This is a genomic window from Pseudomonas sp. 05N433, from assembly GCF_056396925.1.
On the sequence record NZ_JBFTML010000064.1, the window covers coordinates 1 to 26,230 of the forward strand.

Annotated in this window: 23 protein-coding genes; 6 read left to right on the forward strand and 17 right to left on the reverse strand. The window is 58.6% G+C overall.

The features are described from left to right. The 15 genes from AC1DIS_RS25695 to mtnA all read right to left on the reverse strand — a co-directional run. A partial coding sequence (locus AC1DIS_RS25695; protein ID WP_477781159.1) for a glycosyltransferase occupies nt 1–674 on the reverse strand: 674 nt, incomplete at its 3' end. Nucleotides 675–728: 54 nt separating this feature from the next. Continuing rightward, nucleotides 729–1,619 carry a glucose-1-phosphate thymidylyltransferase RfbA gene (gene rfbA, locus AC1DIS_RS25700; RefSeq protein WP_064616662.1) on the reverse strand — a complete coding sequence of 297 codons (891 nt, stop codon included), beginning with the start codon at nt 1,617–1,619 and terminating at the stop codon, nt 729–731. Next, entirely contained in the window at nt 1,616–2,509 is an 894-nt protein-coding gene (gene rfbD / locus AC1DIS_RS25705; protein ID WP_111454896.1) for a dTDP-4-dehydrorhamnose reductase, read from the reverse strand. The genes rfbA and rfbD overlap by 4 nt, the downstream gene beginning before the upstream one ends. Beyond that, nucleotides 2,506–3,582, reverse strand: coding sequence for a dTDP-glucose 4,6-dehydratase (gene rfbB, locus AC1DIS_RS25710; RefSeq protein ID WP_086944628.1), 1,077 nt, complete (start codon nt 3,580–3,582; stop codon nt 2,506–2,508). The genes rfbD and rfbB overlap by 4 nt, the downstream gene beginning before the upstream one ends. Before the next feature lie 229 nt (nt 3,583–3,811). Then, a complete protein-coding gene (locus tag AC1DIS_RS25715; protein ID WP_064616656.1) occupies nt 3,812–4,051 on the reverse strand; it encodes a LapA family protein in 240 nt (79 codons plus the stop codon). 27 nt (nt 4,052–4,078) lie between these two features. After that, nucleotides 4,079–4,375 (reverse strand): integration host factor subunit beta, encoded by a 297-nt coding sequence (gene ihfB / locus AC1DIS_RS25720; protein WP_003369729.1) that lies wholly within the window; start codon nt 4,373–4,375, stop codon nt 4,079–4,081. A 150-nt stretch (nt 4,376–4,525) separates the two neighbouring features. Continuing rightward, on the reverse strand, nt 4,526–4,804 hold the full coding sequence (locus AC1DIS_RS25725) for a hypothetical protein (protein WP_019650498.1): 279 nt from the start codon (nt 4,802–4,804) through the stop codon (nt 4,526–4,528). Nucleotides 4,805–5,021: 217 nt separating this feature from the next. Next, a complete protein-coding gene (gene rpsA, locus AC1DIS_RS25730; RefSeq protein WP_018929851.1) occupies nt 5,022–6,713 on the reverse strand; it encodes a 30S ribosomal protein S1 in 1,692 nt (563 codons plus the stop codon). 119 nt (nt 6,714–6,832) lie between these two features. After that, nucleotides 6,833–7,522, reverse strand: coding sequence for a (d)CMP kinase (cmk, locus tag AC1DIS_RS25735; RefSeq protein ID WP_007939921.1), 690 nt, complete (start codon nt 7,520–7,522; stop codon nt 6,833–6,835). After that, on the reverse strand, nt 7,519–9,726 hold the full coding sequence (locus tag AC1DIS_RS25740) for a bifunctional prephenate dehydrogenase/3-phosphoshikimate 1-carboxyvinyltransferase (protein WP_018929852.1): 2,208 nt from the start codon (nt 9,724–9,726) through the stop codon (nt 7,519–7,521). Before AC1DIS_RS25740 ends, cmk begins: the two co-directional genes overlap by 4 nt. A 28-nt stretch (nt 9,727–9,754) precedes the next feature. Next, on the reverse strand, nt 9,755–10,867 hold the full coding sequence (gene hisC, locus AC1DIS_RS25745) for a histidinol-phosphate transaminase (RefSeq protein ID WP_086944627.1): 1,113 nt from the start codon (nt 10,865–10,867) through the stop codon (nt 9,755–9,757). A 12-nt stretch (nt 10,868–10,879) separates the two neighbouring features. Further along, entirely contained in the window at nt 10,880–11,974 is a 1,095-nt protein-coding gene (gene pheA / locus AC1DIS_RS25750; protein WP_007899727.1) for a prephenate dehydratase, read from the reverse strand. After that, nucleotides 11,974–13,059 carry a 3-phosphoserine/phosphohydroxythreonine transaminase gene (gene serC, locus AC1DIS_RS25755; protein ID WP_086944626.1) on the reverse strand — a complete coding sequence of 362 codons (1,086 nt, stop codon included), beginning with the start codon at nt 13,057–13,059 and terminating at the stop codon, nt 11,974–11,976. The genes pheA and serC overlap by 1 nt, the downstream gene beginning before the upstream one ends. A 219-nt stretch (nt 13,060–13,278) precedes the next feature. Then, the gene (gene gyrA / locus AC1DIS_RS25760) at nt 13,279–15,948 is read right to left on the reverse strand and encodes a DNA gyrase subunit A (RefSeq protein WP_018929855.1); all 2,670 of its coding nucleotides are present in this window, start codon (nt 15,946–15,948) and stop codon (nt 13,279–13,281) included. Between the two features lie 336 nt (nt 15,949–16,284). Further along, on the reverse strand, nt 16,285–17,361 hold the full coding sequence (mtnA, locus tag AC1DIS_RS25765; protein ID WP_018929856.1) for an S-methyl-5-thioribose-1-phosphate isomerase: 1,077 nt from the start codon (nt 17,359–17,361) through the stop codon (nt 16,285–16,287). 108 nt (nt 17,362–17,469) lie between these two features. Between mtnA and AC1DIS_RS25770 the strand changes: the two genes are divergently transcribed. The 5 genes from AC1DIS_RS25770 (at nt 17,470) to AC1DIS_RS25790 (ending at nt 22,459) form a co-directional block, all read left to right on the forward strand. Beyond that, entirely contained in the window at nt 17,470–18,804 is a 1,335-nt protein-coding gene (locus AC1DIS_RS25770; protein WP_192350951.1) for a TRZ/ATZ family hydrolase, read from the forward strand. A 57-nt stretch (nt 18,805–18,861) separates the two neighbouring features. Continuing rightward, nucleotides 18,862–19,560: a bifunctional 2-polyprenyl-6-hydroxyphenol methylase/3-demethylubiquinol 3-O-methyltransferase UbiG gene (gene ubiG / locus AC1DIS_RS25775; protein ID WP_018929858.1), complete on the forward strand. Its 699-nt coding sequence runs from the start codon at nt 18,862–18,864 to the stop codon at nt 19,558–19,560. A 4-nt stretch (nt 19,561–19,564) separates the two neighbouring features. Beyond that, a complete protein-coding gene (gene mupP, locus AC1DIS_RS25780; RefSeq protein WP_018929859.1) occupies nt 19,565–20,236 on the forward strand; it encodes an N-acetylmuramic acid 6-phosphate phosphatase MupP in 672 nt (223 codons plus the stop codon). Nucleotides 20,237–20,417: 181 nt separating this feature from the next. Beyond that, entirely contained in the window at nt 20,418–21,158 is a 741-nt protein-coding gene (locus AC1DIS_RS25785) for a YciK family oxidoreductase (RefSeq protein WP_007939907.1), read from the forward strand. A gap of 374 nt (nt 21,159–21,532) precedes the next feature. Next, nucleotides 21,533–22,459, forward strand: coding sequence for a GGDEF domain-containing protein (locus AC1DIS_RS25790; protein ID WP_018929860.1), 927 nt, complete (start codon nt 21,533–21,535; stop codon nt 22,457–22,459). A gap of 60 nt (nt 22,460–22,519) precedes the next feature. On the opposite strand, the gene AC1DIS_RS25795 is transcribed toward AC1DIS_RS25790, so the two are convergent. Then, nucleotides 22,520–23,281 carry an iron-containing redox enzyme family protein gene (locus tag AC1DIS_RS25795; protein WP_218584820.1) on the reverse strand — a complete coding sequence of 254 codons (762 nt, stop codon included), beginning with the start codon at nt 23,279–23,281 and terminating at the stop codon, nt 22,520–22,522. A 77-nt stretch (nt 23,282–23,358) separates the two neighbouring features. Continuing rightward, entirely contained in the window at nt 23,359–25,818 is a 2,460-nt protein-coding gene (locus AC1DIS_RS25800; protein ID WP_436275193.1) for an EAL domain-containing protein, read from the reverse strand. 218 nt (nt 25,819–26,036) lie between these two features. On the opposite strand from AC1DIS_RS25800, the gene AC1DIS_RS25805 reads away from it, so the two are divergent. Further along, a partial coding sequence (locus tag AC1DIS_RS25805) for a hypothetical protein (RefSeq protein WP_477781160.1) occupies nt 26,037–26,230 on the forward strand: 194 nt, incomplete at its 3' end.

Genomic DNA, 26,230 nt, shown 5'->3' on the forward strand with positions numbered 1-26,230 from the left:
GTGTTGGCACCCACCTGATTACGCTCGTGCTGCCGGTAATCCATGCTGGGTAACGGGTCGATATACCAACGGTAACCATGACTGCGCGCAAAGGCGTAGAAATACCAGTCATGCAAAGTTACACCTTGCAGTTGCTGCCAGTTGGCGAGCATCGAGCCTTTCAAGGCTTCTATCAGGCTTTTTCTAAAGACATAGGTGCAGCCAGGCCCGGCTGCCTCGAACAAAAAATCCCAGGCGACCTGAGGTTGCGCCTTGTCCAGCAGCAGGGTTCTGCCATTTGGCCAGAACGCCGTCACGTTACTGGAGTAGGCATCCACTCCTCGTGCCTGCAACGCCTGGGTTGCTCTGTGCAGCTTATCGGGATACCAGATGTCGTCCTGATCGGCAAAGGCGACGAAGTCGTAGCCATCGAAGTCGACGTCCCGGATCAGCCGAAAGAAGTTGCGCGATGCTCCGCCGAAGCGATTGGCATCCGGAAGCACTACAACTGCTGGATGCTCAGCCGCATAAGCTCTACACCACGCCTCGGTGCCGTCAGTGGAGGGGTCGATGCTAATGTGCAGGGTAACGTCGACCGATAACTGGCCGAGAATCGAGACCAATTGCTCCTCAATCCACTGCATTCCGTTGTACGCAGCCAGCAAAACTGCAACCTTGGGATGTTTTACTGGCATGCTATTCCTGCTTGCTCGGATTAAACGCTAGGTTTGAAAGTAAACCCTCTCGACTCAGAGGGAATCCAAATCCAGCAGTTTTTGCAGGTACTGACCATAGCCAGTCTTCTTCAGCCTATCGGCCTGAGCGCCCAACTGTTCAGCGGTAATCCAACCGTTGTTGTAGGCGATCTCCTCCAGGCAGGCCACTTTCAAGCCTTGACGCTGCTCGATCGTGTGCACGAAGTGACTGGCCTCGAGCAACGAGTCGTGAGTCCCCGTGTCCAGCCAGGCAAAACCGCGTCCGAGCATTTCTACATTGAGGGTGTTTTGCTCGAGGTAGGCGCGGTTAACGTCGGTGATTTCCAACTCGCCACGCTCGGATGGCTTGATGTTCTTGGCGATCTCGACAACCTGGTTGTCGTAGAAGTACAGGCCAGTCACCGCGTAGCTGGATTTTGGCTTCAGCGGCTTCTCTTCGATGCTCAAGGCACGGCCGGCAGCGTCGAACTCGACGACACCAAAACGCTCTGGATCCGACACGTGATAGCCGAATACAGTCGCGCCGCGTTCTTGAGTGCTAGCCGAACGCAGGTTGTCCGAGAAGTGTTGACCGTAAAAGATGTTGTCGCCCAGGATCAGGCAGCAAGGATCCTTGCCAATGAATTCTTCGCCGATGATGAAAGCCTGAGCCAGACCATCCGGGCTAGGTTGCTCGGCATAAGTCAGCTTGATGCCGTACAGGCTGCCGTCACCCAACAACTTCTGGAAACATGGCAGGTCTTCAGGCGTGGAGATAATCAGGACTTCGCGCATACCGGCGAGCATCAGCACCGACAGCGGATAGAAGATCATCGGCTTGTCGTAGATTGGCAGCATTTGCTTGGATACGCCGAGGGTCAGCGGGTGCAGACGAGTGCCCGAGCCGCCAGCGAGGATGATGCCTTTACGATTTGTCGTGGTCATTTATTCAGGACTTCCATAAGCATTCGGGTGACACCACTTTGCCAATCCGGCAAGTGTAGAGAAAAATTTTCGCGCAGCTTCTGAGTGTTCAACCGGGAATTCAGAGGGCGGCGTGCCGGTGTTGGATAAGCGGTCGTGTCGATCGGATTGATTGCCGTGACAGCAAGCTCTTCACCGTTGGCCTTGGCAAAACCAATCACATGGCTGGCATAGCCGTGCCAGGACACTTCGCCAGCGGCCGCCAGATGATACAGGCCCGCCAGCTCAGGACGCTGCAAGACTTGCTGAATAGCCAGCGCCGTCACGTCGGCGATCAGGTCTGCGCCGGTAGGGGCGCCGATCTGGTCGGCGATGACGCTCAGGGTTTCGCGATCCTTGGCCAGGCGCAACATAGTCTTGGCGAAGTTGTTGCCGCGTGCGCCATAGACCCAACTGGTGCGGAAGATCAGGTGCTTGCAGCCGGAGGCGATAATCGCCTGCTCGCCGGCAAGTTTGCTGGCACCGTAGTGATTCACCGGCGCGACAGCATCTGTCTCTTGCCATGGCGTCAGGCCTTCACCGCTGAACACGTAATCGGTCGAGTAGTGAATCAGCCACGCCCCTAGAGATGCCGCCTCTTCAGCCATGACCTGACTCGCCTGACCGTTCACGCGGTCGGCCAACTCTGTCTCGGACTCAGCTTTATCGACCGCCGTGTAGGCCGCTGCGTTGACGATGACGTCTGGTTTGACCTGACGAATCGTCGTGCGCAACGCATCGAGATCAGACAGGTCACCGCTCAAACCATCAACCGGGTGACGATCCAATGCGATCAGTTCACCAAGAGGCGCCAGGGAGCGTTGCAGCTCCCAGCCCACTTGACCGTTTTTTCCCAACAGGAGGATTTTCATGCCTTGTCCGAACGGTCCGTGTAGTTCTGGTCGATCCATTGCTGGTAGCTGCCGCTCTTCACGTGAGCGACCCACTCAGCGTTGTTCAGATACCACTCGACGGTTTTGCGGATGCCGGTTTCAAAAGTCTCTTCCGGCGTCCAACCCAGCTCACGCTGGATCTTGCTGGCGTCGATCGCGTAACGCTGGTCGTGGCCCGGGCGATCCTGAACGTAGGTGATCAGGCTGGCGTGTGGACGATGAGCGGAGTCTGGACGCAGCTCGTCGAGCAGTGCACAAAGGGTATGCACCACTTCGATGTTTTGTTTCTCGTTATGGCCGCCGATGTTGTAGGTCTCGCCGATAACACCTTCGGTCACGACTTTGTAGAGTGCGCGGGCGTGGTCTTCGACGTAGAGCCAGTCACGGACCTGATTGCCTTTGCCGTAGACCGGCAGCGGCTTGCCTTCCAGCGCGTTGAGAATGATCAGCGGGATCAACTTCTCAGGGAAGTGGCAAGGACCGTAGTTGTTCGAGCAGTTGGTGACCAGGGTCGGCAAGCCATAAGTACGGCTCCAGGCGCGAACCAGGTGATCGGAACTGGCCTTGCTCGCGGAGTAAGGCGAACTTGGCTGATATGGCGTTGTTTCGGTGAAGAGGTCTTCCGGACCTTCAAGGTCTCCGTAAACTTCGTCAGTCGAAATGTGGTGGAAGCGGAAGCTGGCTTTACGCGCGTCATCCAGCGCCGCCCAGTAGTGGCGCGCAGCTTCAAGCAGGGTGTAAGTGCCAATAATGTTGGTCTGGATGAATTCGGACGGGCCGGAGATCGAGCGATCAACGTGGGACTCTGCGGCCAGGTGCATGATGGCATCCGGTTGGTGTTCACGCAGGACACGGTCAATTTGATCGCGGTCACAGATATCGACGCGCTCGAACGCATAGCGCGGGTCTTCGCTGACTTCGGCCAAGGACTCAAGATTGCCGGCATAAGTCAGCTTATCGACGTTAACGACAGCGTCAGTGGTGTTGGAGATGATATGACGGATGACCGCCGAGCCAATAAACCCGGCGCCGCCGGTAACTAGAATTTTCACGCGAAACCATACCCTTGAGTTGCTGACAGGGCCGCCAACCGAGCACTGTCGAATCCATGAATGCAAAAGCCATCAAATTCGCTGAGGCTTCTGACAGAGTCAGTCTGAACCGATGTGGGAATATGCCACTATCGGATAAGCGCAGCATTTTACAGCTAAATGAAGGTTTTACTAATGGATATAGACAAGCTGTGATGCAAATCCGATGCTCACCATGGGTTTGTCGCAATCAGACAAGGCGCTTGCGTGAGGCTCTGGACGTACGCCCCAGAAACCAGCCGAGAACCGGCCCTATCACCATACCGATCAGCAACGTAATCACCATGATCAACGACACTGGCAACTGCGGGCTCGCCCACCCCAGGAACAGCAGTGACATGGCCTGCTGATTCTCAAGAACGAACGCCAGGATCGCCAGAACAAGCAACAGGACAAATACAGCGAGGAGTACGCGCTTGAAGTTACGCATCAGCGGCTCCCTGGAGTGCAACAGCCGTCAAAGCCCTTCCTCCTCATCCTCGTTCACACGATCACGCAGTTCTTTGCCTGGCTTGAAATGTGGAACGAACTTGCCGTCAAGGCTGACGGACTGACCGGTTTTTGGATTACGCCCCACGCGCGGCGCGCGATAGTGCAGTGAAAAGCTGCCAAAACCACGGATCTCGATTCGATCACCAGTGGCCAGACATTGGGACATTTGCTCAAGCATGGTCTTGATGGCCAGCTCCACATCTTTAGATGAGAGTAGCCCTTGATGGGTGACAATTCGTTCGATCAACTCCGACTTCGTCATATTTTTCCCTTCTTTTTCAAGCAGCTAGATCAGCGCTTCAAAGGTTTTAGCATGCCCCGAGTAATTTGAACAGCCCGAGCGTTGACATATCATCCCCAGCAGCGAGATGCCCGATTTCAAGGCACCGGAACTCTGATCGAACCCACACACTCACCTGCAGATAACCAGCATGGTGCGTGTCAAATAGCCCGCGGGATTGAAACCGAAAGGGAATATATCTTCCTCCTTGGCGTCATCAGACCTTACGATGACTTTATAACCTGCCCCTTTACACTCCTTGGCCGCTCGCTTGTGACACCTCTCCCATCCTGAGCCCAATCCCGAACAATCGACCTCTATACCACTGACGCCGCGCACCACATGAGTCTTGGCGCTGGTGGTACAACCTGCCAATGTCATTACTGCTATCACGACAATGAGCTTATTCATTCACTTCCTTATGCCGGATACGCAACCCAGCGGTCGTTCACTTCAGACTAAGCCTAGCCTTGAATAGACGATTGACCTACTTGAAGAAACAGACAACCCAATCAAATCATTGGTTTCATGAATGAAACACTGCAATCCCCACACACCCTGAATCCACCAAATCGCAGACACAAAAAAGGGCGACCGAAGTCGCCCTTTTTCTATGGTCTAACAGAACTCAGTTCTGTTTTTCCATTTGTGCACGCAACAGGTCGCCCAGAGTGGTAGGACCAGCAGCGATGTCAGCAGCAGGCTTGTCTTTCAAGCTCTGGATTGCTTCTTTCTCTTCAGCATCATCTTTCGACTTGATGGAGAGCTGGATTACGCGGCTCTTGCGATCAACGCTGATGATCTTGGCTTCTACTTCCTGGCCTTCTTTCAGAACGTTGCGCGCGTCTTCAACGCGGTCACGGCTGATTTCGGAGGCTTTCAGAGTCGCTTCGATATCGTCGGCCAGAGTGATGATGGCGCCTTTAGCGTCAACTTCTTTCACGATGCCTTTAACGATGGCGCCTTTGTCGTTCTCTTGAACGTACTCGGAGAACGGATCGCTTTCCAGTTGCTTGATACCCAGGGAGATGCGCTCGCGCTCTGGGTCAACCGACAGGATAACGGTGTCCAGCTCGTCGCCTTTCTTGAAGCGGCGTACGGCTTCTTCGCCCACTTCGTTCCAGGAGATGTCGGACAGGTGAACCAGACCGTCGATGCCGCCGTCCAGACCAATGAAGATACCGAAATCGGTGATCGACTTGATGGTGCCGGAGATTTTATCGCCCTTGTTGAACTGGCCAGAGAAATCTTCCCATGGGTTAGATTTGCACTGCTTGATGCCGAGGGAGATACGACGACGCTCTTCGTCGATGTCCAGAACCATAACTTCCACTTCGTCGCCGACTTGTACGACTTTCGAAGGGTGGATGTTCTTGTTGGTCCAGTCCATTTCGGAAACGTGCACCAGACCTTCAACGCCTTCTTCCAGCTCAGCGAAGCAGCCGTAGTCGGTCAGGTTGGTTACACGAGCGGTAACGCGAGTGCTTTCTGGGTAACGGGCTTTGATAGCAACCCATGGATCTTCGCCCAGTTGCTTGAGGCCCAGGGAAACACGATTGCGCTCGCGATCGTACTTCAGAACCTTGACATCGATCTCGTCGCCAACGTTGACGATTTCGGAAGGATGCTTGATACGCTTCCAAGCCATGTCGGTAATGTGCAGCAGGCCATCGACGCCACCCAGATCGACGAATGCGCCGTAATCGGTGAGGTTCTTGACGATACCTTTGACTTGTTGGCCTTCCTGCAGGGATTCCAGCAGAGCTTCACGCTCGGCGGAGTTCTCGGCTTCGAGGACGCTGCGACGGGAAACGACAACGTTGTTGCGTTTCTGGTCGAGCTTGATGACCTTGAATTCCAGCTCTTTGCCTTCCAGGTGCGTGGTGTCGCGCACTGGACGGACGTCAACCAGAGAACCTGGCAGGAACGCACGGATGCCGTTAACGTCGACAGTGAAGCCGCCTTTAACCTTACCGTTGATAACGCCCTTGACCACTTCTTCGGCTGCGAAGGCTGCTTCCAGAACAATCCAGCATTCAGCGCGCTTGGCTTTTTCACGGGACAGCTTGGTTTCACCAAAGCCGTCTTCAACCGAGTCCAGAGCAACGTGAACTTCGTCACCGACGTTGATGTTCAGTTCGCCAGCGTCGTTGTAGAACTGCTCAAGCGGGATGAGTGCTTCAGACTTCAGGCCAGCGTGAACGGTTACCCAGCGAGCTTGGTAATCGATATCAACGATAACACCGGTGATGATGGAGCCTGCCTGAAGGTTCAGGGTTTTTAGGCTTTCTTCAAAGAGTTCCGCAAAGCTTTCGCTCATTTTAATTCCTGTTGATAAGGGCGAAGAATACGCCCATCTCCACATCCCAGACGATGTGGGTTAGTTTCATTTAAAAGAAGCTCCGCAGGACTATGACTGGTCCCCTGCGGCCCTCTTGGTCACCCGGCGATATCGCGAATGGCGATCTCGCTCATGATGCGTTCCAGCACCTGGTCGATGGATAATTCCGTGGAATCCAGCTGTATGGCGTCAGCCGCCGGTTTGAGCGGGGCTACCGCTCGCTGGGTGTCACGCTCATCGCGCGCACGTATCTCATCTAGCAGACTCGACAGACTAACACCATCGACTTTGCCCTTCAACTGCAAGTAACGTCGGCGCGCACGCTCTTCGGCACTGGCAGTGAGGAAAATCTTCAAGGGCGCGTCGGGAAATACCACCGTACCCATGTCGCGACCATCGGCCACCAGACCCGGCGCCTCCTGAAAAGCCCGCTGACGCTGCAGCAACGCCTCGCGAACCGCAGGCAACGCGGCGACCTGCGAGGCACCCGAGCCGACACTCTCGGTACGGATCACATCGCTGACTTCATCACCTTCCAGAATAATGCGCTGCAACTGACCGTCGGTCGCTGCGATGAACTGCACATCCAGATGCGCGGCGAGCTTCTTGAGCAATTCCTCATTGGTCAGGTCGACGCCATGGTTATGCGCGGCGAAAGCCAGCAATCGATAAAGTGCACCGGAATCCAGCAGGTTCCAGCCCAGGCGCTTGGCCAGAATCCCGGCGACAGTACCTTTGCCAGAGCCGCTTGGCCCATCAATAGTGATGACCGGTGCAATGCTGATCACGACTGAGCCTCTTGTGCAACACGGATACCGACCTGCGCGCACAGCGCGAGGAAGTTCGGGAACGAGGTCGCGACGTTGGCGCAATCATGGATGCGGATCGGCGCAGTGGCGCGCAGTGAAGCCACGCTGAAGGCCATGGCAATCCGGTGGTCGCCGTGACCGTGCACTTCGCCGCCGCCGATCTGGCCGCCGTCGATGATGAGGCCGTCCGGAGTGGGCTCGCACTTGACGCCCAGCGCCAGCAGACCGTCCGCCATGACCTGGATCCGGTCCGATTCCTTCACGCGCAGCTCTTCGGCACCACGCAGCACAGTGCGACCTTCGGCACATGCAGCCGCCACGAACAGCACCGGAAACTCGTCGATAGCCAGTGGCACCAGCGCTTCGGGAATCTCGATACCTTTGAGTTTAGCTGCCCGTACGCGCAGGTCGGCTACCGGCTCGCCACCGACTTCACGCTGGTTTTCCAGAGTGATGTCAGCGCCCATCAGGCGCAGGATGTCGATTACGCCGGTACGGGTCGGGTTGATGCCGACGTGCTCGAGCACCAGCTCCGAACCTTCGGCGATCGACGCCGCCACCAGGAAGAACGCCGACGACGAGATATCGCCCGGCACTTCAATGTGGGTCGCGGTCAGCTTGTGGCCGGACTCGACCGAGGCGGTCGCCCCGTTAACGGTCACCGGGTAGCCGAAGCCGCGCAACATGCGCTCGGTGTGGTCGCGAGTCGGTGCCGGCTCGGTGACCGTGGTCTTGCCTTCGGCATACAGACCCGCCAGCAGCAGGCAGGATTTAACCTGGGCACTGGCCATCGGCATGGTGTAAGTCAGGCCCTTGAGCTTGTTGCCGCCCCGAATGGTCATCGGTGGACGACCGTCAGCGGCGGTCTCGATCACAGCGCCCATTTCACGCAGCGGATTGGCCACGCGATTCATCGGACGCTTGGACAACGAAGCGTCGCCGGTCAGGGTGCTGTCGAAGTTCTGCGCAGCCAGCAGGCCAGACAGCAGGCGCATCGAAGTGCCGGAGTTGCCCAGATAGATCGGGCCCGGCGCAGGCTTCAGGCCATGCAGGCCGACGCCGTGAATAGTCACGCGACCGTGGTGCGGACCTTCGATGACGACGCCCATGTCGCGAAAAGCTTGCAAGGTCGCCAGGGCGTCTTCGCCCTCGAGGAAACCTTCCACTTCAGTGACGCCTTCGGCCAGGGAACCGAGCATGATCGAGCGGTGGGAAATCGATTTGTCGCCCGGTACACGAATCCGCCCAGTCAGGCGGCCACCAGGTTGTGCCAGGAAAATCAGATCGTTGGAATTCATAGCGTCCACATAGGCCCGGCGGGCCAGGATTTTACTGAAATGCTCGCGGGCAACCCGGGCGCGAGTGAACACGCCCAACAATTGGTGCCCATCCCCTGCATCGACCGCGTCGCGCAAGGCGTCGAGGTCGCTGCGAAATGTATCGAGTGTGCGCAGGACAGCTTCGCGGTTGGCGAGGAAGATGTCGTGCCACATGACCGGGTCGCTACCGGCGATTCTTGTGAAATCGCGGAAACCGCCCGCAGCGTAACGGAAGATCTCAAGATTTTCATTGCGTTTGGCCAATGAATCGACCAAACCGAACGCCAGCAAGTGCGGCAAATGGCTGGTCGCCGCCAACACTTCGTCATGACGCTCGACTTGCATGTGCTCGACGTCGGCGCCCAATTCGCGCCACAACCGGTCGACCACCGCCAGCGCGGCCGGATCGGTCTGATCCAGCGGCGTCAGAATCACTTTATGGCGACGGAACAGGTCAGCATTGGAGGCTTCCACCCCGCTCTGCTCGGAACCGGCAATCGGATGCCCTGGCACGAAACGCGCCGGCATGCCGCCAAACGCTTCGGTCGCCGCGCGCACCACATTGCCCTTGGCACTGCCGACGTCAGTCAGGATCGCCTGTCCCAGATCCATGCCCGCCAACAGCGCGAGCAGTTTCTCCATGGCCAGGATCGGCACCGCCAACTGAATCACGTCCGCGCCCTGACAAGCCGCCACCAGGTCTTCTTCGCAGCGATCCACCACACCCAACTCGACCGCCAGCTTGCGCGACTGCGGGTCGAGATCGACCCCGACCACTTCGCGGCACAGACCGCTTTCACGCAGGCCTTTGGCAAACGAACCGCCGATCAACCCCAGACCGACCACCACCAGGCGACCGATCATAGGTTCAGCAGATTGCAGTGCAGTGACATCAACCACGAGCCATAACCTTGGTCAGCGCCTCGAGGAAGCGGCTGTTTTCCGCTGGCAAACCGATGGTGATGCGCAGGTGATTCGGCATGCCGTAGTTGGCCACCGGACGCACGATCACGCCTTCGCGCAACAACCCCTGGAAAACCGGGGCAGCAACGCGCCCCAGATCGACACAGATGAAGTTGCCTCTGGATGGAATCCAGCTCAGCCCCAACTCACGGAAACCCGCCTCAAGCTGCTGCATGCCGGATTGGTTCAGGCGACGGCTTTCAGCCAGGTACTCGACGTCTTGCAGCGCGGCACAAGCGGCGGCCAGCGCGAGGCTGTTGACGTTGAACGGCTGACGCACGCGATTGAGCACATCAGCGACGATGGCCGAGGACAAACCGTAGCCGACCCGCAGCGACGCCAGACCATAGGCCTTGGAGAAGGTGCGCGAGACCAGCAGGTTCGGATAGGCCGCCAGATAGTCCAGGCCATCCGGCAAGTCGCTGCCTTCGGCGTACTCGATGTAGGCCTCGTCCAGCACCACCAGCACATGGGCCGGAACGTCCTGCAGGAATTCATCCAGCGCCTCGGCATCGAACCAGGTCCCGGTCGGGTTGTTCGGGTTGGCGATGAACACCACGCGGGTATCGGCATCGATCGCGGCCAGCATCGCCGGCAGATCATGACCCCAGTCTTTGGCCGGGATCACTTTTGCCTGGGCACCAACGGCCTGGGTCGCGATCGGATAGACCGCAAACGCATGCTCGCTGAACACCGCGTTCAGGCCCGGCGCCAGATAGGCACGCGCCACCAGCTCCAGAATATCGTTGGAGCCGTTGCCCAGCGTCACTTGGTTCAGCTCGACGCGACACTGATCGGCCAACAGGGTTTTGAGCGCAAAACCATTGCCGTCCGGATAGCGGGTCAGCTCGGCCAGCGCTTCGCGAATCGCCGCCAGCGCCTTGGGACTGGCGCCCAACGGGTTTTCGTTGCTCGCCAGCTTGACGATGCTGGCCGGATCGAGGTTCAGCTCACGGGCCAGTTCGTCCACAGGCTTGCCCGGAACGTAAGGCGAAAGTTGTTGCACGCCCGGCTGTGCCAGAGCGAGGAAGTTGCCACTCATTTGCTACCGCCCTTAGAGAACTGCTTTCGGGTAGGAACCCAGCACCTTGAGTGCCACCGCTTCCTGACTGATCTTTTCCAGCACACCTTTGACCAGCGGGTCGCGGTGATGGCCGACGAAGTCGATGAAGAATACGTAGGTCCATTTACCGCTGCGCGACGGACGGGTCTCGATCCGTGTCAGATCGATGCCATTGTCGTGGAACGGCACCAGCAACTCGTGGAGAGCGCCGGGCTTGTTGCTCATGGAAACGATGATCGAGGTCTTGTCATCACCGGTCGGCGGCACTTCCTGGCTGCCGATCATCAGGAATCGCGTGGAGTTGTCCGGGCGATCCTCGATTTTCTCAGCCAGACGGGTCAACCCGTAGAGGCCGGCAGCCATGTCGCCGGCAATCGCTGCCGAGTTCCACTCACCCTTGACCCGTTTGGCCGCTTCGGCGTTGCTGGACACCGCCACGCGCTCGACATTCGGGTAATGGGCGTCCAGCCACTTGCGGCACTGGGCCAGGGACTGGGCGTGGGAATAGATGCGGCTGATGCTGTCGGTCTTGGTGTTTTCGCCAACCAACAGGTGATGGTGAATACGCAGCTCGACTTCGCCACAGATCACCATGTCGTGTTCGAGGAAGCTGTCGAGAGTGTGGTTGACCGCGCCTTCGGTGGAGTTTTCCACCGGGACCACGCCAAAGTTCACCGCACCGGCCGCCACTTCACGGAACACTTCGTCGATCGCCGCCATTGGCTTGCTGATCACCGCGTGACCGAAGTGCTTCATGGCCGCAGCCTGAGTGAAGGTACCTTCAGGGCCGAGGTAAGCCACTTTCAGCGGCTGCTCGAGGGCCAGGCACGAGGACATGATTTCGCGGAACAGCCGCGCCATCTCTTCGTTGCCCAGCGGCCCCTGGTTACGCTCCATCACGCGCTTGAGCACCTGAGCTTCACGCTCAGGACGATAGAACACCGGCACTTCGCCTTCGGCCAGCGAGGCCATCTTTACTCGCGCAACTTCCTGGGCGCAGCGTGCGCGCTCACTGATCAGCTCCAGGACCTTTTCGTCCAGAGCATCAATGCGCAGGCGCAGTGCCTTGAGTTCTTGCTCAGACATTAGCCGTGTTCCTTCTCGAACTCTGCCATGTACGAAACCAGTGCGTTGACTGCAACGATATCGACGGCGTTATAGATGGAGGCACGCATGCCGCCCACGGAACGGTGACCTTTGAGGTTCAACAGGCCACGTTCGTCGGCACCGGCCAGGAACGGCTTGTCGAGACGATCGTCGGCCAGACGGAACGGCACGTTCATCCACGAGCGGTCCGACTTGTTGATCGGGTTGCTGTACAAGCCGCTGGCGTCGATGAAGTCGTACAGCGTGCGCTGCTTCACTTCATTGAGCTTGCCGATGGCTTCGACGCCGCCCTGCTCTTTCAGCCACTCGAACACCAGGCCGGACAAGTACCAGGCCAGTGTTGGCGGTGTGTTGTACATCGAGCCGTTGTCGGCCGCGACCTTGTAGTTGAGCATGGTCGGGCAGATGGAACGGGCGTTACCCAGCAGGTCTTCGCGAACGATGTTGACGACGATGCCGCTCGGGCCGATGTTTTTCTGGGCGCCGGCGTAGATCATGCCGAAACGCGAGACATCCACCGGGCGCGAAAGAATGTCCGAGGACATGTCGGCGACCAGCGGCACATCACCGGTTTCCGGGATCCACTGGAATTCCAGGCCGCCGATGGTTTCGTTCGGCGCGTAGTGAACGTAGGCCGCATCTTTCGACAGGTTCCATTCGTTCTGACCAGGCACAGCGAAATAGTCGTAAGGCTTGGCGGTCGCGGCAACATTGACGTGGCCATAGCGCGAGGCCTCCTCGATCGCCTTCTGAGACCAGATACCGGTGTCGATATAGTCGGCGGTGCCGCTTTCCGGCAACAGGTTCAGCGGAATCTGAGCAAATTGCTGGCTCGCGCCACCTTGCAGAAACAGCACTTTATAGTTCGAGGGGATATTCAGCAGATCACGCAGATCCTGCTCGGCCTTGGTGGCAATGGACACGAACTCATCGCTGCGATGGCTCATTTCCATGACCGACAGGCCCTTGCCGTGCCAATCAAGGAGTTCAGCCTGGGCGCGCTTCAGGACAGCTTCGGGAAGCGCCGCAGGACCGGCACAGAAGTTATAGGCTCTCTTGCTCACATCCAATCTCGCTCTGATTTGGTGGTATCACGCAATAAATCTGTAGGAGCTGTCGAGCAGAGCGAGGCTGCGATCTTTTAGTGCTGAGCGAAAGCAAGAGCCAGATCAAGAGATCGCAGCATCGCTTCGCTCGACAACTCCTACATAAAAAACAATTCCACAGTTCCCTGAGGACAAACAACAAGGGGGCGAATCTTCATCCGCCCCCTGCTTGCCCGCTTACTCCTGCGGCTCTTCGTCGGCGGCGGCGTCGAGTTGCTGGTCGTCGGCAACATCGTCGATCACGACCTCACCCTCGAACACTGCACCCTCTTCACCTGCAAGCCCTTCGCCTTCCAGCTCTTCGCCTTCGACTTCCGACGGCTCCTGAACCCGCTCCAGGCCCACCAGCGTTTCATCGTTGGCCAGCTTGATCAGGGTCACGCCCTGGGTGTTACGGCCCAGGCTGGACACTTCGTCGACGCGGGTACGAACCAACGTACCCTGGTCGGAAATCAGCATGATTTCCTCGCCGTCGAGCACCTGGACCGCGCCGACCAGACGACCGTTACGCTCGTTGCTGACCATGGCGATAACGCCCTGACCGCCACGCTTGTACTCAGGGAACTCGGTGATCGCGGTGCGCTTGCCGAAACCACGCGCCGAAGCGGTGAGGATCTGGCTGCCTTCTTCCGGGATCAGCATGGAAATCAGCTTCTGGCCTTCCGGCAGACGCATCCCGCGGACACCGCGAGCGGTACGGCCCATGGCGCGAACGTCGGTTTCCTTGAAGCGAGTCACCTTGCCGCCGTCGGAGAACAGCATGACTTCGCGATCGCCATCGGTAATGGCCGCAGAGATCAGTACGTCGCCTTCATCCAGCTCCAGCGCGATCAGACCGACGCTGCGTTGACGACTGAAGGATTCCAGCGGGGTCTTCTTCACGGTGCCTTTGGCAGTGGCCATGAAGATGAAGTGACCTTCGGTGTATTCCTCGACCGGCAGCATGGTGGTGATGTATTCATCACTGTCCAGCGGCAGCAGGTTGACCAGCGGGCGACCACGGGCCGCGCGGGAGGCTTCCGGGATTTCGTAGGTTTTCAGCCAGTACACTTTACCTTTGCTGGAGAACAGCAGCAGCGTGGTGTGGCTGTTGGCGACCAGCAGGTGAGCGATGTAGTCCTCATCCTTCACGCCGGTAGCCGATTTACCTTTACCGCCACGACGCTGAGCCTGGTACGCAGCCAAAGGCTGGGTCTTGGCGTAGCCACCGTGGGAAATGGTCACGACGCGCTCTTCTTCCGGGATCATGTCGCCCAGGGTCAGGTCGAGACGGGCATCGAGAATCTCGGTGCGACGCACATCGCCGTACTCGGCGCGGATCACTTCCAGCTCTTCGCGGATCACTTCCATCAGGCGCGTGGCGCTGTTGAGGATGCGGATCAGCTCGCCGATCTGGTTGAGGATCTCTTGATACTCGGCCAGCAGCTTCTCGTGCTCCAGACCGGTCAGGCGGTGCAGACGCAGTTCCAGAATGGCTTGCGCCTGCTCTGGCGACAGGAAGTACTTGCCGTCGCGCAGGCCGTATTGTGGATCGAGGTTTTCCGGACGGCACGAATCGGCACCGGCACGTTCAACCATTGCAACCACCGCGGAGGACTCCCACGGCGTGCTGATCAGCGCTTCCTTGGCTTCCGACGGGGTCGGCGAAGCCTTGATCAGGGCGATGACCGGGTCGATGTTCGACAGGGCAACCGCCTGACCTTCCAGGATGTGGCCACGTTCGCGCGCTTTACGCAGCTCGAACACGGTACGACGGGTCACGACTTCGCGACGGTGACGAACGAAGGCTTCCAGCAGATCCTTGAGGTTGAGGATCCGCGGACGGCCGTCGATCAGCGCAACGATGTTGATGCCGAACACGCTTTGCAGCTGAGTCTGGGCGTAGAGGTTGTTGAGAATCACCTCAGGCACTTCACCGCGACGCAGCTCGATCACGACGCGCATACCGTCCTTGTCGGACTCGTCGCGCAGCTCGGTGATGCCTTCAAGCTTCTTCTCTTTGACCAGCTCGGCGATCTTCTCGATCAGACGGGCCTTGTTCAGCTGGTAAGGGAGTTCGGTAATGACGATCTGCTGACGGCCACCGACCTTGTCGATGTCTTCGATGATCGAGCGGGCACGCATGTAAATGCGCCCGCGACCGGTGCGGTAGGCTTCGATGATGCCGGCGCGACCGTTGATGATCGCGGCGGTCGGGAAGTCCGGACCGGGGATGTATTGCATCAGCTCATCGACAGTCAGCTCCGGATTGTCGATGAGTGCCAGGCAACCGTCGATGACTTCACCGAGGTTGTGCGGCGGAATGTTGGTCGCCATGCCCACGGCGATACCGCTGGAGCCGTTGACCAGCAGGTTGGGGATCTTGGTCGGCATGACCGCGGGGATCATTTCGGTGCCGTCGTAGTTCGGCACCCAGTCCACGGTTTCTTTATGCAGGTCGGCCAGCAGCTCGTGCGCCAGCTTGGTCATGCGTACTTCGGTGTATCGCATGGCCGCGGCGTTGTCGCCGTCCACCGAACCGAAGTTGCCCTGACCGTCCACCAGCAGGTAACGCAGCGAGAATGGCTGCGCCATCCGAACGATGGTGTCGTACACCGCGGTATCACCGTGCGGGTGATACTTACCGATCACGTCACCGACAACACGGGCAGATTTCTTGTACGGCTTGTTGAAGTCGTTGCCCAGCTCGCTCATCGCGAACAGCACACGCCGGTGCACGGGCTTCAAGCCATCGCGCGCATCCGGCAGTGCCCGCCCGACAATAACGCTCATCGCGTAGTCGAGGTAGGACTGCTTCAGCTCGTCTTCGATATTGACCGGGAGGATTTCTTTGGCCAGTTCGCCCATGAGAAGCCTGATTCCTTTTTCTGGTGAAACTTCGTCACATCCATATGGGACGAACGAAGCTCGCCGGTACAGACTGAGTGCCATGCACCGACTTACGACAAATCAACGAGTTATGCCATGGATCTGCGCAGTAAAGGCAGCCACATCAGGCTACCCTGGAAACCGCCGGATGTTATCACAAGAGCCGCCACGCACCTATCCCCCAGATGCGCATGGAGCATAGTTAGTTGACCGGTGACAGGCTTGAAGGAGACGAGAGGGGCTTAGAGGCGTGATCAACCGGCATTCAACCGTATTTTTCACTTGTAAACACCGATTTCGTGCAGCCTGAATGATTTAATGCAGACGCTTGCGGCACATCAATTGAGCCATTTTCGCGGTGTCCGGGCGCTCGACGATGCCTTTTTCGGTGACGATCGCATCGATCAGGTCGGCCGGGGTCACGTCGAAAACCGGGTTGAACGCTTCCACATCTGCCCCCACCCGCTTGCCGCCAACTTCCAGCAACTCGCGGCCATCACGCTCCTCGATAGGAATCTCGTCGCCACTGGCCAGGTTCATGTCGATGGTCGAACTCGGCGCCACCACCATGAAGCGCACGCCGTGGTGCATGGCGTTGACCGCCAACTGGTAGGTACCGATCTTGTTCGCCACATCGCCATTGGCGGTAATCCGGTCGGCGCCGACGATCACCCAGGTCACACCCTTGGTTTTCATGATGTGCGCGGCAGCGGAATCGACATTGAGGGTCACCGGAATACCCTCATTGGCCAATTCCCACGCAGTCAATCGCGAACCTTGCAGCCATGGCCGGGTTTCGTCGGCGTAGACGCGCTCGACCATGCCTTCGATGAACGCCCCGCGAATCACCCCCAGCGCCGTGCCGAAACCACCGGTGGCCAGTGCACCGGTGTTGCAATGCGTAAGGATCGCCTGGGCGTTGCCTTGATGTTTGCGGATCAGGTCGACGCCCAACTGGGCCATGGTCAGGTTGGCTTCGCGATCACTTTCGTGGATGGCGATGGCTTCGGCTTCCAGCACCGACAACGGATCGGCGTGCTCCCTCAGGCGCTCAAGCCGCTCACGCATGCGACCCAAGGCCCAGAACAGATTGACCGCGGTCGGACGGGAGTCGGCCAGCAGCGCGAAATCCTCTTCCAGCGCCGCTTGCCAGTCGCCACCTTCGGCAAAACGGGTACGGGCCGCCAGCACCACGCCATAGGCCGCACTGATGCCAATAGCCGGCGCACCGCGCACCACCATCGAGCGAATGGCTTCGGCCACACCCGCAGCGCTGGTGTAGGCGATCCAGGTTTCCTCGAACGGCAAAATACGCTGATCCAGCAAATACAGTGCGCCATCACGCCAATCGATGGCCTTCACCTTCTCCGCAGCCAACAGTCGATCGCGCATCCCACACCCCGCACTCATGAACAAAAGCCGCCGATTATAGCGATCCCCCCGCGAAGACGCTCGGGTATACTTCGCCATCCTTTACAAAAGCACTGGAACCGACTCTCGATGCCGACCCCCACCGCTGCGCTCGACCTATTATTGCTGCCAACCTGGCTGGTACCCGTCGAACCGGCTGGCGTGGTCCTTAAAGAGCATGCCCTGGGTATCCGCGACGGTCGTATCGTGTTTATCGGCCCACGCGCAGCAGCCTTGAAGCTTAACGCAGCCGAAGTGCGCGAATTGCCGGGCATGCTGCTCAGCCCGGGCCTGATCAATGCCCACGGGCATGCAGCAATGACGCTGTTCCGCGGCCTGGCCGACGATCTGCCGCTGATGACCTGGCTGGAAGACCACATCTGGCCGGCCGAAGCCAAATGGGTCGACGAGGCGTTCGTACGCGACGGCACGGACCTGGCCATCGCCGAGCAGATCAAAGGTGGCATCACCTGCTTCTCTGACATGTATTTCTTCCCGAAGGTCGCCAGCGAACGCGTACATAACAGCGGCATTCGCGCCCAGATCGCCATTCCGATCCTCGATTTCCCGATTCCAGGCGCCAGCACGGCGGATGAAGCCATTCGTCAGGGCGTCGAATTATTCGGCGATCTCAAGCATCACGAACGGATCAAAGTCACCTTCGGCCCCCATGCCCCGTACACCGTGGGCGACGAAAACCTGGAAAAAATCCGGGTGATCGCCGAAGAGCTGGACGCCTCGATTCACATGCATGTCCACGAAACCGCCTTCGAAGTGCAGCAGTCGGTGGAGCAGCGCGGCGAACGCCCGCTGGCCCGCCTCGGCCGCCTGGGCCTGCTCGGGCCGCGTTTCCAGGCCGTTCACATGACCCAGATCAGCGATGAAGACCTGGCGCTGCTGGTAGAAAGTAACACCAATGTGATTCATTGCCCGGAGTCGAACCTGAAGCTGGCCAGTGGCTTCTGCCCGGTCGAGCGCTTGTGGCAGGCTGGGGTGAATGTGGCAGTCGGCACCGATGGCGCGGCCAGCAATAATGACCTGGACCTGCTTGGTGAAACCCGCACCGCCGCATTGCTGGCCAAGGCTGTCGCCGGCTCGGCCACCGCGCTGGACGCCCATCGCGCCCTGCGCATGGCCACGCTCAATGGCGCCCGCGCGCTGGGAATCGAAGCGCAAACCGGTTCGCTGGAAGTCGGCAAGGCGGCAGACATCGTCGCATTCGACCTGTCGGGCCTGGCGCAGCAACCGGTCTACGACCCGGTTTCGCAACTTATATATGCCACTGGCCGCGACTGCGTGAAACACCTTTGGGTCGCCGGCAAGCAACTGCTCGACGACCGCCGCCTGACCCGCCTGGATGAAGCGCAACTGTGCGCCACCGCCAAGGCTTGGGGCAGGCGCATCAGCGGCCACACCGAATCGTAAGCACCCTGGACCAAAACCGGGGCAACAGAATTTTTCAAGTTTTAGAGGACTGACACCATGAGCAACGTCGACCACGCCGAAATCGCCAAATTCGAAGCCCTGGCCCATCGCTGGTGGGACCGCGAAAGCGAGTTCAAACCGCTGCACGACATCAACCCCCTGCGGGTCAACTGGATCGACGAGCGCGTCAATCTGGCCGGCAAGAAAGTCCTCGACGTCGGTTGCGGCGGCGGCATCCTCAGCGAAGCCATGGCCCAGCGCGGCGCCACCGTGATGGGCATCGACATGGGCGAAGCGCCGCTGGCGGTCGCGCAATTGCATCAACTGGAATCCGGCGTAAACGTCGAGTACCGGCAAATCACCGCCGAAGCGCTGGCCGAAGAAATGCCTGAGCAGTTCGACGTCGTTACCTGCCTGGAAATGCTTGAACACGTTCCGGATCCGTCCTCGGTGATCCGCGCCTGCTTCCGCATGGTCAAGCCTGGCGGCCAGGTGTTCTTCTCCACCATCAACCGCAATCCGAAGGCCTATCTGTTCGCCATCGTCGGCGCCGAATACATCATGAAGCTGCTGCCGCGTGGCACTCACGACTTCAAGAAATTCATCCGCCCTTCCGAGCTCGGTGCCTGGAGTCGCATGGCCGGCCTGACCGTCAAGGACATCATCGGCCTGACCTACAACCCGCTGACCAAGCACTACAAACTGGCATCCGATGTCGACGTCAACTACATGATCCAGACCCTGCGCGAGGAGTAAGCCGATGCGTATCAGAGCAGTTCTTTTCGACATGGACGGCACCCTGCTCGACACCGCGCCGGACTTCATCGCCATCTGCCAGGCGATGCGTGCCGAGCGTGGTTTGCCGCCGATGAACGACAAGCACATCCGTGACGAGATCTCCGGCGGCGCCAGGGCGATGGTTGCAGTGACTTTCTCGATGGACCCGGAATCGCCGGGCTTCGAGGAGCTGCGCCTGGAGTTTCTGGAGCGCTATGTCAAAGGTTGCGCGGTGCACAGCAAGCTCTTCGACGGCATGGGCGAATTGCTGGCCGACATCGAGAAGGCCAACCTGATCTGGGGCGTGGTCACCAACAAGCCGCTGCGCTTCGCCGAGCCGATCATGCAGCAATTGGGGCTGGCCGAGCGTTCGGCGCTGCTGATCTGCCCGGATCATGTGAAGAACAGCAAACCGGACCCGGAGCCGTTGATCCTGGCGTGCAAGATGCTCGACCTCGATCCGGCCAGCGTGCTGTTCGTCGGCGACGACCTGCGCGATATCGAATCCGGCCGCGATGCCGGCACCAGAACAGCCGCCGTGACCTACGGCTACATTCATCCGGAGGATAACCCACGGCATTGGGGCGCGGATGTGGTGGTCGATCATCCAATGGAGTTGCGCCTGGTGCTGGATAGCGCTTTGTGCAGTTGCTGATGACAGAGGCTTTTGTGGCGAGGGAGCTTGCTCCCGCTGGGCTGCGAAACGGCCCCTTTTATTATCGCGCAGTGTCAGGTATGTCGCATTTGCAGGTTTACGACTGCTTCGCAGCCGAGCGGGAGCAAGCTCCCTCGCCACAAATACGATGCCTGCCTGTTGAATTGTGTTGAGGTTTTTTATGTTTGATTATTCCGCCCGTCCTGAATTGCTCAAGGACCGGGTCATCCTGGTCACCGGCGCTGGCCGAGGCATCGGTGCTGCCGCCGCGAAAACCTACGCCGCTCATGGCGCCACCGTGTTGCTGCTGGGCAAGACCGAAGCCAATCTGACTCAGGTCTACGACGAAATCGAAGCGGCCGGGCATCCACAACCGGTGGTGATCCCGTTCAACCTGGAAACCGCCCTGCCCCACCAATACGATGAACTGGCGGCCATGATCGAAACCGAATTCGGCCACCTCGACGGCTTGCTTCACAACGCGTCGATCATCGGCCCACGCACACCGATCGAGCAGTTGTCCGGCGAGAACTTCATGCGCGTCATGCAGGTCAACGTCAACGCCATGTTCATGCTCACCAGCACCCTGCTGCCGCTGCTCAAGCTATCGCAGGACGCCTCGGTGGTGTTCACCTCCAGCAGCGTCGGTCGCAAGGGTCGTGCGTATTGGGGCGCTTACGGCGTGTCCAAGTTCGCCACCGAAGGCCTGATGCAAACCCTGGCCGACGAAGTAGACACCGTCGCCCCCGTGCGCTCCAACAGCATCAACCCCGGCGCCACCCGCACCAGCATGCGCGCTCAGGCCTACCCTGGGGAAAATCCGCTGAACAACCCGACACCCGAGGAGATCATGCCGGTCTACCTTTACTTGATGGGGCCGGACAGTACCGGCATCAACGGTCAGGCGTTCGACGCTCAGTAATGCCCGTGCGTCGCTTTTGTGCCGCGACGACTTCCCGTCGCGGCACGCAAAGCCCGTGATAACTGTTGCTGTTTCAAGTCAAATAAATGCCAATACCCCCGACACCATCCTTCGCAACCTCCCCAACCTTGTTGATTTAGAACGCTTTTTAACCGACTGAACCGAATGGCACGACTTTCGCTCTAATTTTGCTCAGACACGCCGTGTGAAAGCAGACGGGGCAGAGCTCGAGCCGAGAGGTTACTAATCTTCGGCAAAGCGGACTAAACTCGTGCCAAATGTCCTACGGGACTGATGGACCAGTATGACGCGCAGCCCAAAGCCGCTCTCACCCAGCCTGTAAGACAGTCTTACTGTTTAGGGGCTCACGCCATATGAAATCGCCTTCCCAGACCAACGCAATTGACTTCGACAGCGCCAAATTGCAACGCCTGGGCTTTGGTCAGCAGCCTCCCCTTCTGGAGCGGCCCGTCAGTCTTGCGCAGTTGCGTCAGGAGCTGGGCCTGCAACTGCAAACCAGTCTTGAGCCGCAACGTATTCTCGGACTTTTCTTCCGTGAAATTCAGCGCCTTGTACCGCTGGATGCCTTGAATTATGAGCATCAGCCCAGCGACTTGCGCCTGCAGTTCGGCCAGCGAGGTCATCATTCGATCAGCTACAGCCTCAGTCATGAAGGCGAGCAATTGGGTGAACTGGTGTTCCGTCGCAATCAGCGTTTCAGCGATGAAGAGCAAGGCCATCTGGAATCGCTGTTATCAGCGCTTCTCTACCCGATGCGCAATGCCCTGCTCTACCGTGCCGCCACCCAAAGCGCCTTGCGCGACCCGCTGACCGACACCGGCAATCGCATCGCGATGGATCAGACGCTGCAACGGGAAATCGAGATGTCGCGCCGACACTCACAGCCCCTGTCGTTGCTGATGCTGGACATCGATCACTTCAAACAGATCAACGACACCTACGGGCACAGCGCCGGCGATGAAGTGCTCAAGGCCGTCGCGGCCTCGATCAAAAGCCAGTTGCGTAACGTGGACATGGTGTTCCGGTTTGGAGGCGAAGAATTCATGATCCTGCTGTCCAACACCAGCCGGGAAGCCGCGGCCATGGTCGGCGAACGACTGCGGTTCGCTGCGCAGGCCCAGGACTATGTGGCCGAAGGCAAGACCATCGAACTGACGGTCAGCCTGGGTTGCTCGACCCTGCTGCCCGGCGAGTCTGCCGAGAGCCTGTTGCGACGAGCCGACAGTGCGCTGTATGTGGCCAAGCGCGAGGGGCGTAACCGGTTGGCGATGGCGGGGTAGATATTTTTGAAGAGATCGCAGCCTACGGCAGCTCCTACGAGCTGCCGTAGGCTGCGTCTTTTAGCTCTCGGCCAACGCCATCCGCTCACGGACTACCGGGGCTTTTGCCGCCAGTTCCAACTGCATGCATCGCTCCAGGAACAGGTACATGTAGTCGTAACTTTTGCAGACTGCCTGACGCAATTCCATTTGCAGGGATTTGCTCGGGTTCAGCCCCGCCAGGGTGCAGATGATTTCCAGCGCTTCCCAAGGATGGGCATCGTCGTACTGGGCGTGCATCTTCAACCACTTCATGGCCCGCTTGCGATCTTCCTCGGGGAACGATGCCGCATAGACACCACTGGAACAGACCAGCGCCGACCACTCCCCGGTAGCACCCTCGATGGCATAGTTGGTGGCGGCGATAGCCACGATCAACGAGTCCGACGAACTGGTGTGCCAGCACCAGTGACTCAAGGCGTGAAGTTCAGGGGCAACCTGTTGCGCCTGCAGATCTTCCAGGCTGATACCGTGAGCACGGCTCCAGTGCACCCAGTAATCGGCATGGTTCAGTTCGACGCGAATATTGCGCATCAGCCAGCGACGCGCCATGTCTTCGCCAGGGTGGCGTGCAAAACGGGTCTTGGCCAGGTTCTGTGCCATGTATAAGGCGAACTGTTCGACCACCGGCCAGCCACCAATGAGGTACTGACGCATGGTTTTTGCGCTGAGCTTGTTATCGCGCATCCGCTGGTACAGTTCATGTTCGACGACGCGGCGCTTGCTCTCACTGCAATCCTGAATCAATTGCTGAGCCCAGGCGGGGTAACTTGCAGCTTCCATGAGGGGTCCGGTTCTGTTGAATGTGTCGATCACTGTCGCGCTCCTTTTGATTGTGATTTCAAGATCGACAGGAGCTTTCAACGGAATGTGCCGGGCGCCTTGAATAACAAAGGCCGGGGTCTGGCAGGACGACTTTGTAAACTGTCGCAGGTAAACAGATGCGGGCGTTCAATCAGATACCCTTGAGCGTAATCCACCCCGATCTCCAGCAATGCCTGCTCGATCTGAGGTGTTTCAACGAACTCGGCAATCGTGCGCTTACCCATGACATGCCCGATGTGATTGATCACTTCGACCATGGCGCGGTTAATCGGGTCGTCCAGCATATCCTTTACGAAACTCCCGTCGATCTTCAGGAAGTCTACAGGTAAATGTTTCAGGTAAGCGAATGAGGACATACCGGCACAGAAGTCATCTAATGAGAAGTGGCAACCTAAGCCTTTGAGTTCATTAATAAATCTAATTGCGCTAGGCAAATTGGAAATCGCGCTGGTTTCTGTAATTTCAAAACAAATCATTTCAGGCGGAATTGAATATGCAACAAACTGTTCACGAAGGAAGTCCAGAAACGCCTCATCTCCGATAGTAATACCTGACAGATTTATCGCACACATGGCCAGCGGCTCTTCGCCCTCTTGGGCGATGGCCTGGGCAATGACCTTGAAAACGTTCTCCACCACCCAGCGGTCAAGCGACGTCATCAAACCATAACGCTCGGCGGCCGGAATGAAACTGTCCGGCAGAATCATGCGCCCGGCTTCGTCATGCAGGCGCAGCAGGATTTCGATATGTCCGCCGTCCCGCTCGCCAAGACCCAGAGGCGCGATTTCCTGGGAGTACAGGCAAAAGCGGTCCTCCTCCAACGCCATGTGCAGGCGCTGCACCCAAGCCATCTCGCCATAGCGCAGGGACAGTTCCGAATCGTCGGCGTGATAGACCTGAACCCGGTTGCGGCCCTTTTCCTTGGCCATGTAACAGGCCATATCAGCGGCTCGCAGCGAGGCCTCGAGGGTGGCCGGACTCTGAGTGACGTGCACCAGACCAATGCTCACCGTGGTCACGAACGGTCGGCCTTTCCAGACAAAATGCAGGTTCTGCACAGTCTGGCGCAGGACTTCGGCAATTTTCTCAGCCGCTTCCGGCGCACAGTTTTCCAACAGAATGCCGAACTCGTCACCACCCAATCGGGCCAGGGTGTCGCCTTCGCGCAATCCTGATTGCAGCAACGCACAAATATGCCGCAACAACTCATCGCCGGCAGCATGACCGCAGGTGTCGTTGACCAGTTTGAATTGATCCAGATCGAGGAACATCAAGGCGTGACGCCCCGCTTGTCGCATCAGGCTATGCAGGGCCTGTTCCAGGCGATATTCGAATTCGCGGCGGTTGGTCAGCCCGGTCAAGGCGTCATGGGTCGCCTGCCAGGACAGATTGGCGATGTACTGCCGCTCCTGGGTCATGTCATGCAGCACCAGCACGGTGCCACTGACCTTGCCCGCGTTACGGATCGGCGCACCGACCAGGGTGACCGAAACCGTGCTGCCATCCAGTCGCTGGATCAGTTTGGAATGTTCGCTGCCGCCGCTGAGCTGGCCGCTCAAAATGTGTTCGATCAAGGTAAAACCGTCGGCCTGAGCGTTCTCGTCCAGCAGATTGAACAGCGCCGCCAATGGCAACCCCGTCGCCTGTTCGGCCTTCCAGTGAGTCAAGGCCTCGGCGGCCGGGTTCATGTAGGCAATCGCGCCCTCGACGTCGGTGGTGATCACCCCGTCGCCAATCGATTGCAGGGTGATCTGCGCCCGGTCTTTCTCCAACTGCAAGGCATCGGCGAAGGCATGCCGCTGTTCGAGCAGTTTGTGGGTACGCAGCAACGCCAGCACGATCAGGCCCAGCGCGGTGGCGAGGTTCGTCGCCAGCAGCAGCCGGAGAATCATGCGCGAGCCCTCGCCCAAGGCATCGCTGAACGCTTTGGCAGGGGGCGTCACACCATCGTTGATGGCCAAAATCTGCACCTTCCAGCGCTTGATGTCGGCATCGGTGGCCTGGTTATCGACGATACCCTGATGCATTTCCCGCGCGACGTCATCGAGCCGCACCAGGTACGCGTCACCGATCGTCCAGAGCTCGATGGCTTTTTCCAGGTAACTGAAATGCCGGAAATTGAGGTACAGCCAAATCAGGCTGGGGACGTCGTCCGGGTGATTGCCGCCCTTGAGAATCGCGAGCCGCGCGGCCTCGATATTCGGTGGCTGATGATCCAGCGCCATACGCAACTCATGGCCGCCCTGAGGCACGGCAATCGCGTTCTGGTATTTGAGRAAAATCGTCTCGTCGCGACTGTCGGCGTAGAGATTGAGGTAATAGATGGCGTCTTTCTGGCCCTTGGACCACAGGCTCTCACCGCCGACGTAGCCACGAACCGCTGAAAGAACGTAAAGACTGACGCCGCCCAACAGTGCCTGAAACAACACAACGGCAATAAATGGCCAGACGATGCCCAACAGCCGTGGCGTTCCGAGAGTCCGCGCTTGATTCATGAGGTCCCTTGTTTTAGCACCGCCAGATCATCATCCAACGTGATCGCTACAGCTAGACTAGGGTGCGTTCTCGAAACCGGCAAGCAGAGGATCGACCTCAACGCCGTACACGTGCGCCCCATATAGATATATACCGCCAAGGCCAGTTTGGAGATCTGTTTACTGGGCACTTCGGGCTCCCCCTATCCGTTACGGGATCCCTTTCAAAGGAGTGCAACATGACAGAGACGTCTTCACCTTCACYCGATCAACCGGCGCTGTCACCGGCAGACGAAGAATTTCGCGCCAGACAGGCTCTGGGACTCGACGACGGCCCGGATATCGAAAACTTCGGCCTGCGCACCACCGCCCAGGATCGACGAGGGTTCAAGCTTATTCAACGCGGGGGCCCCAACCTCGCGCAACACATGAC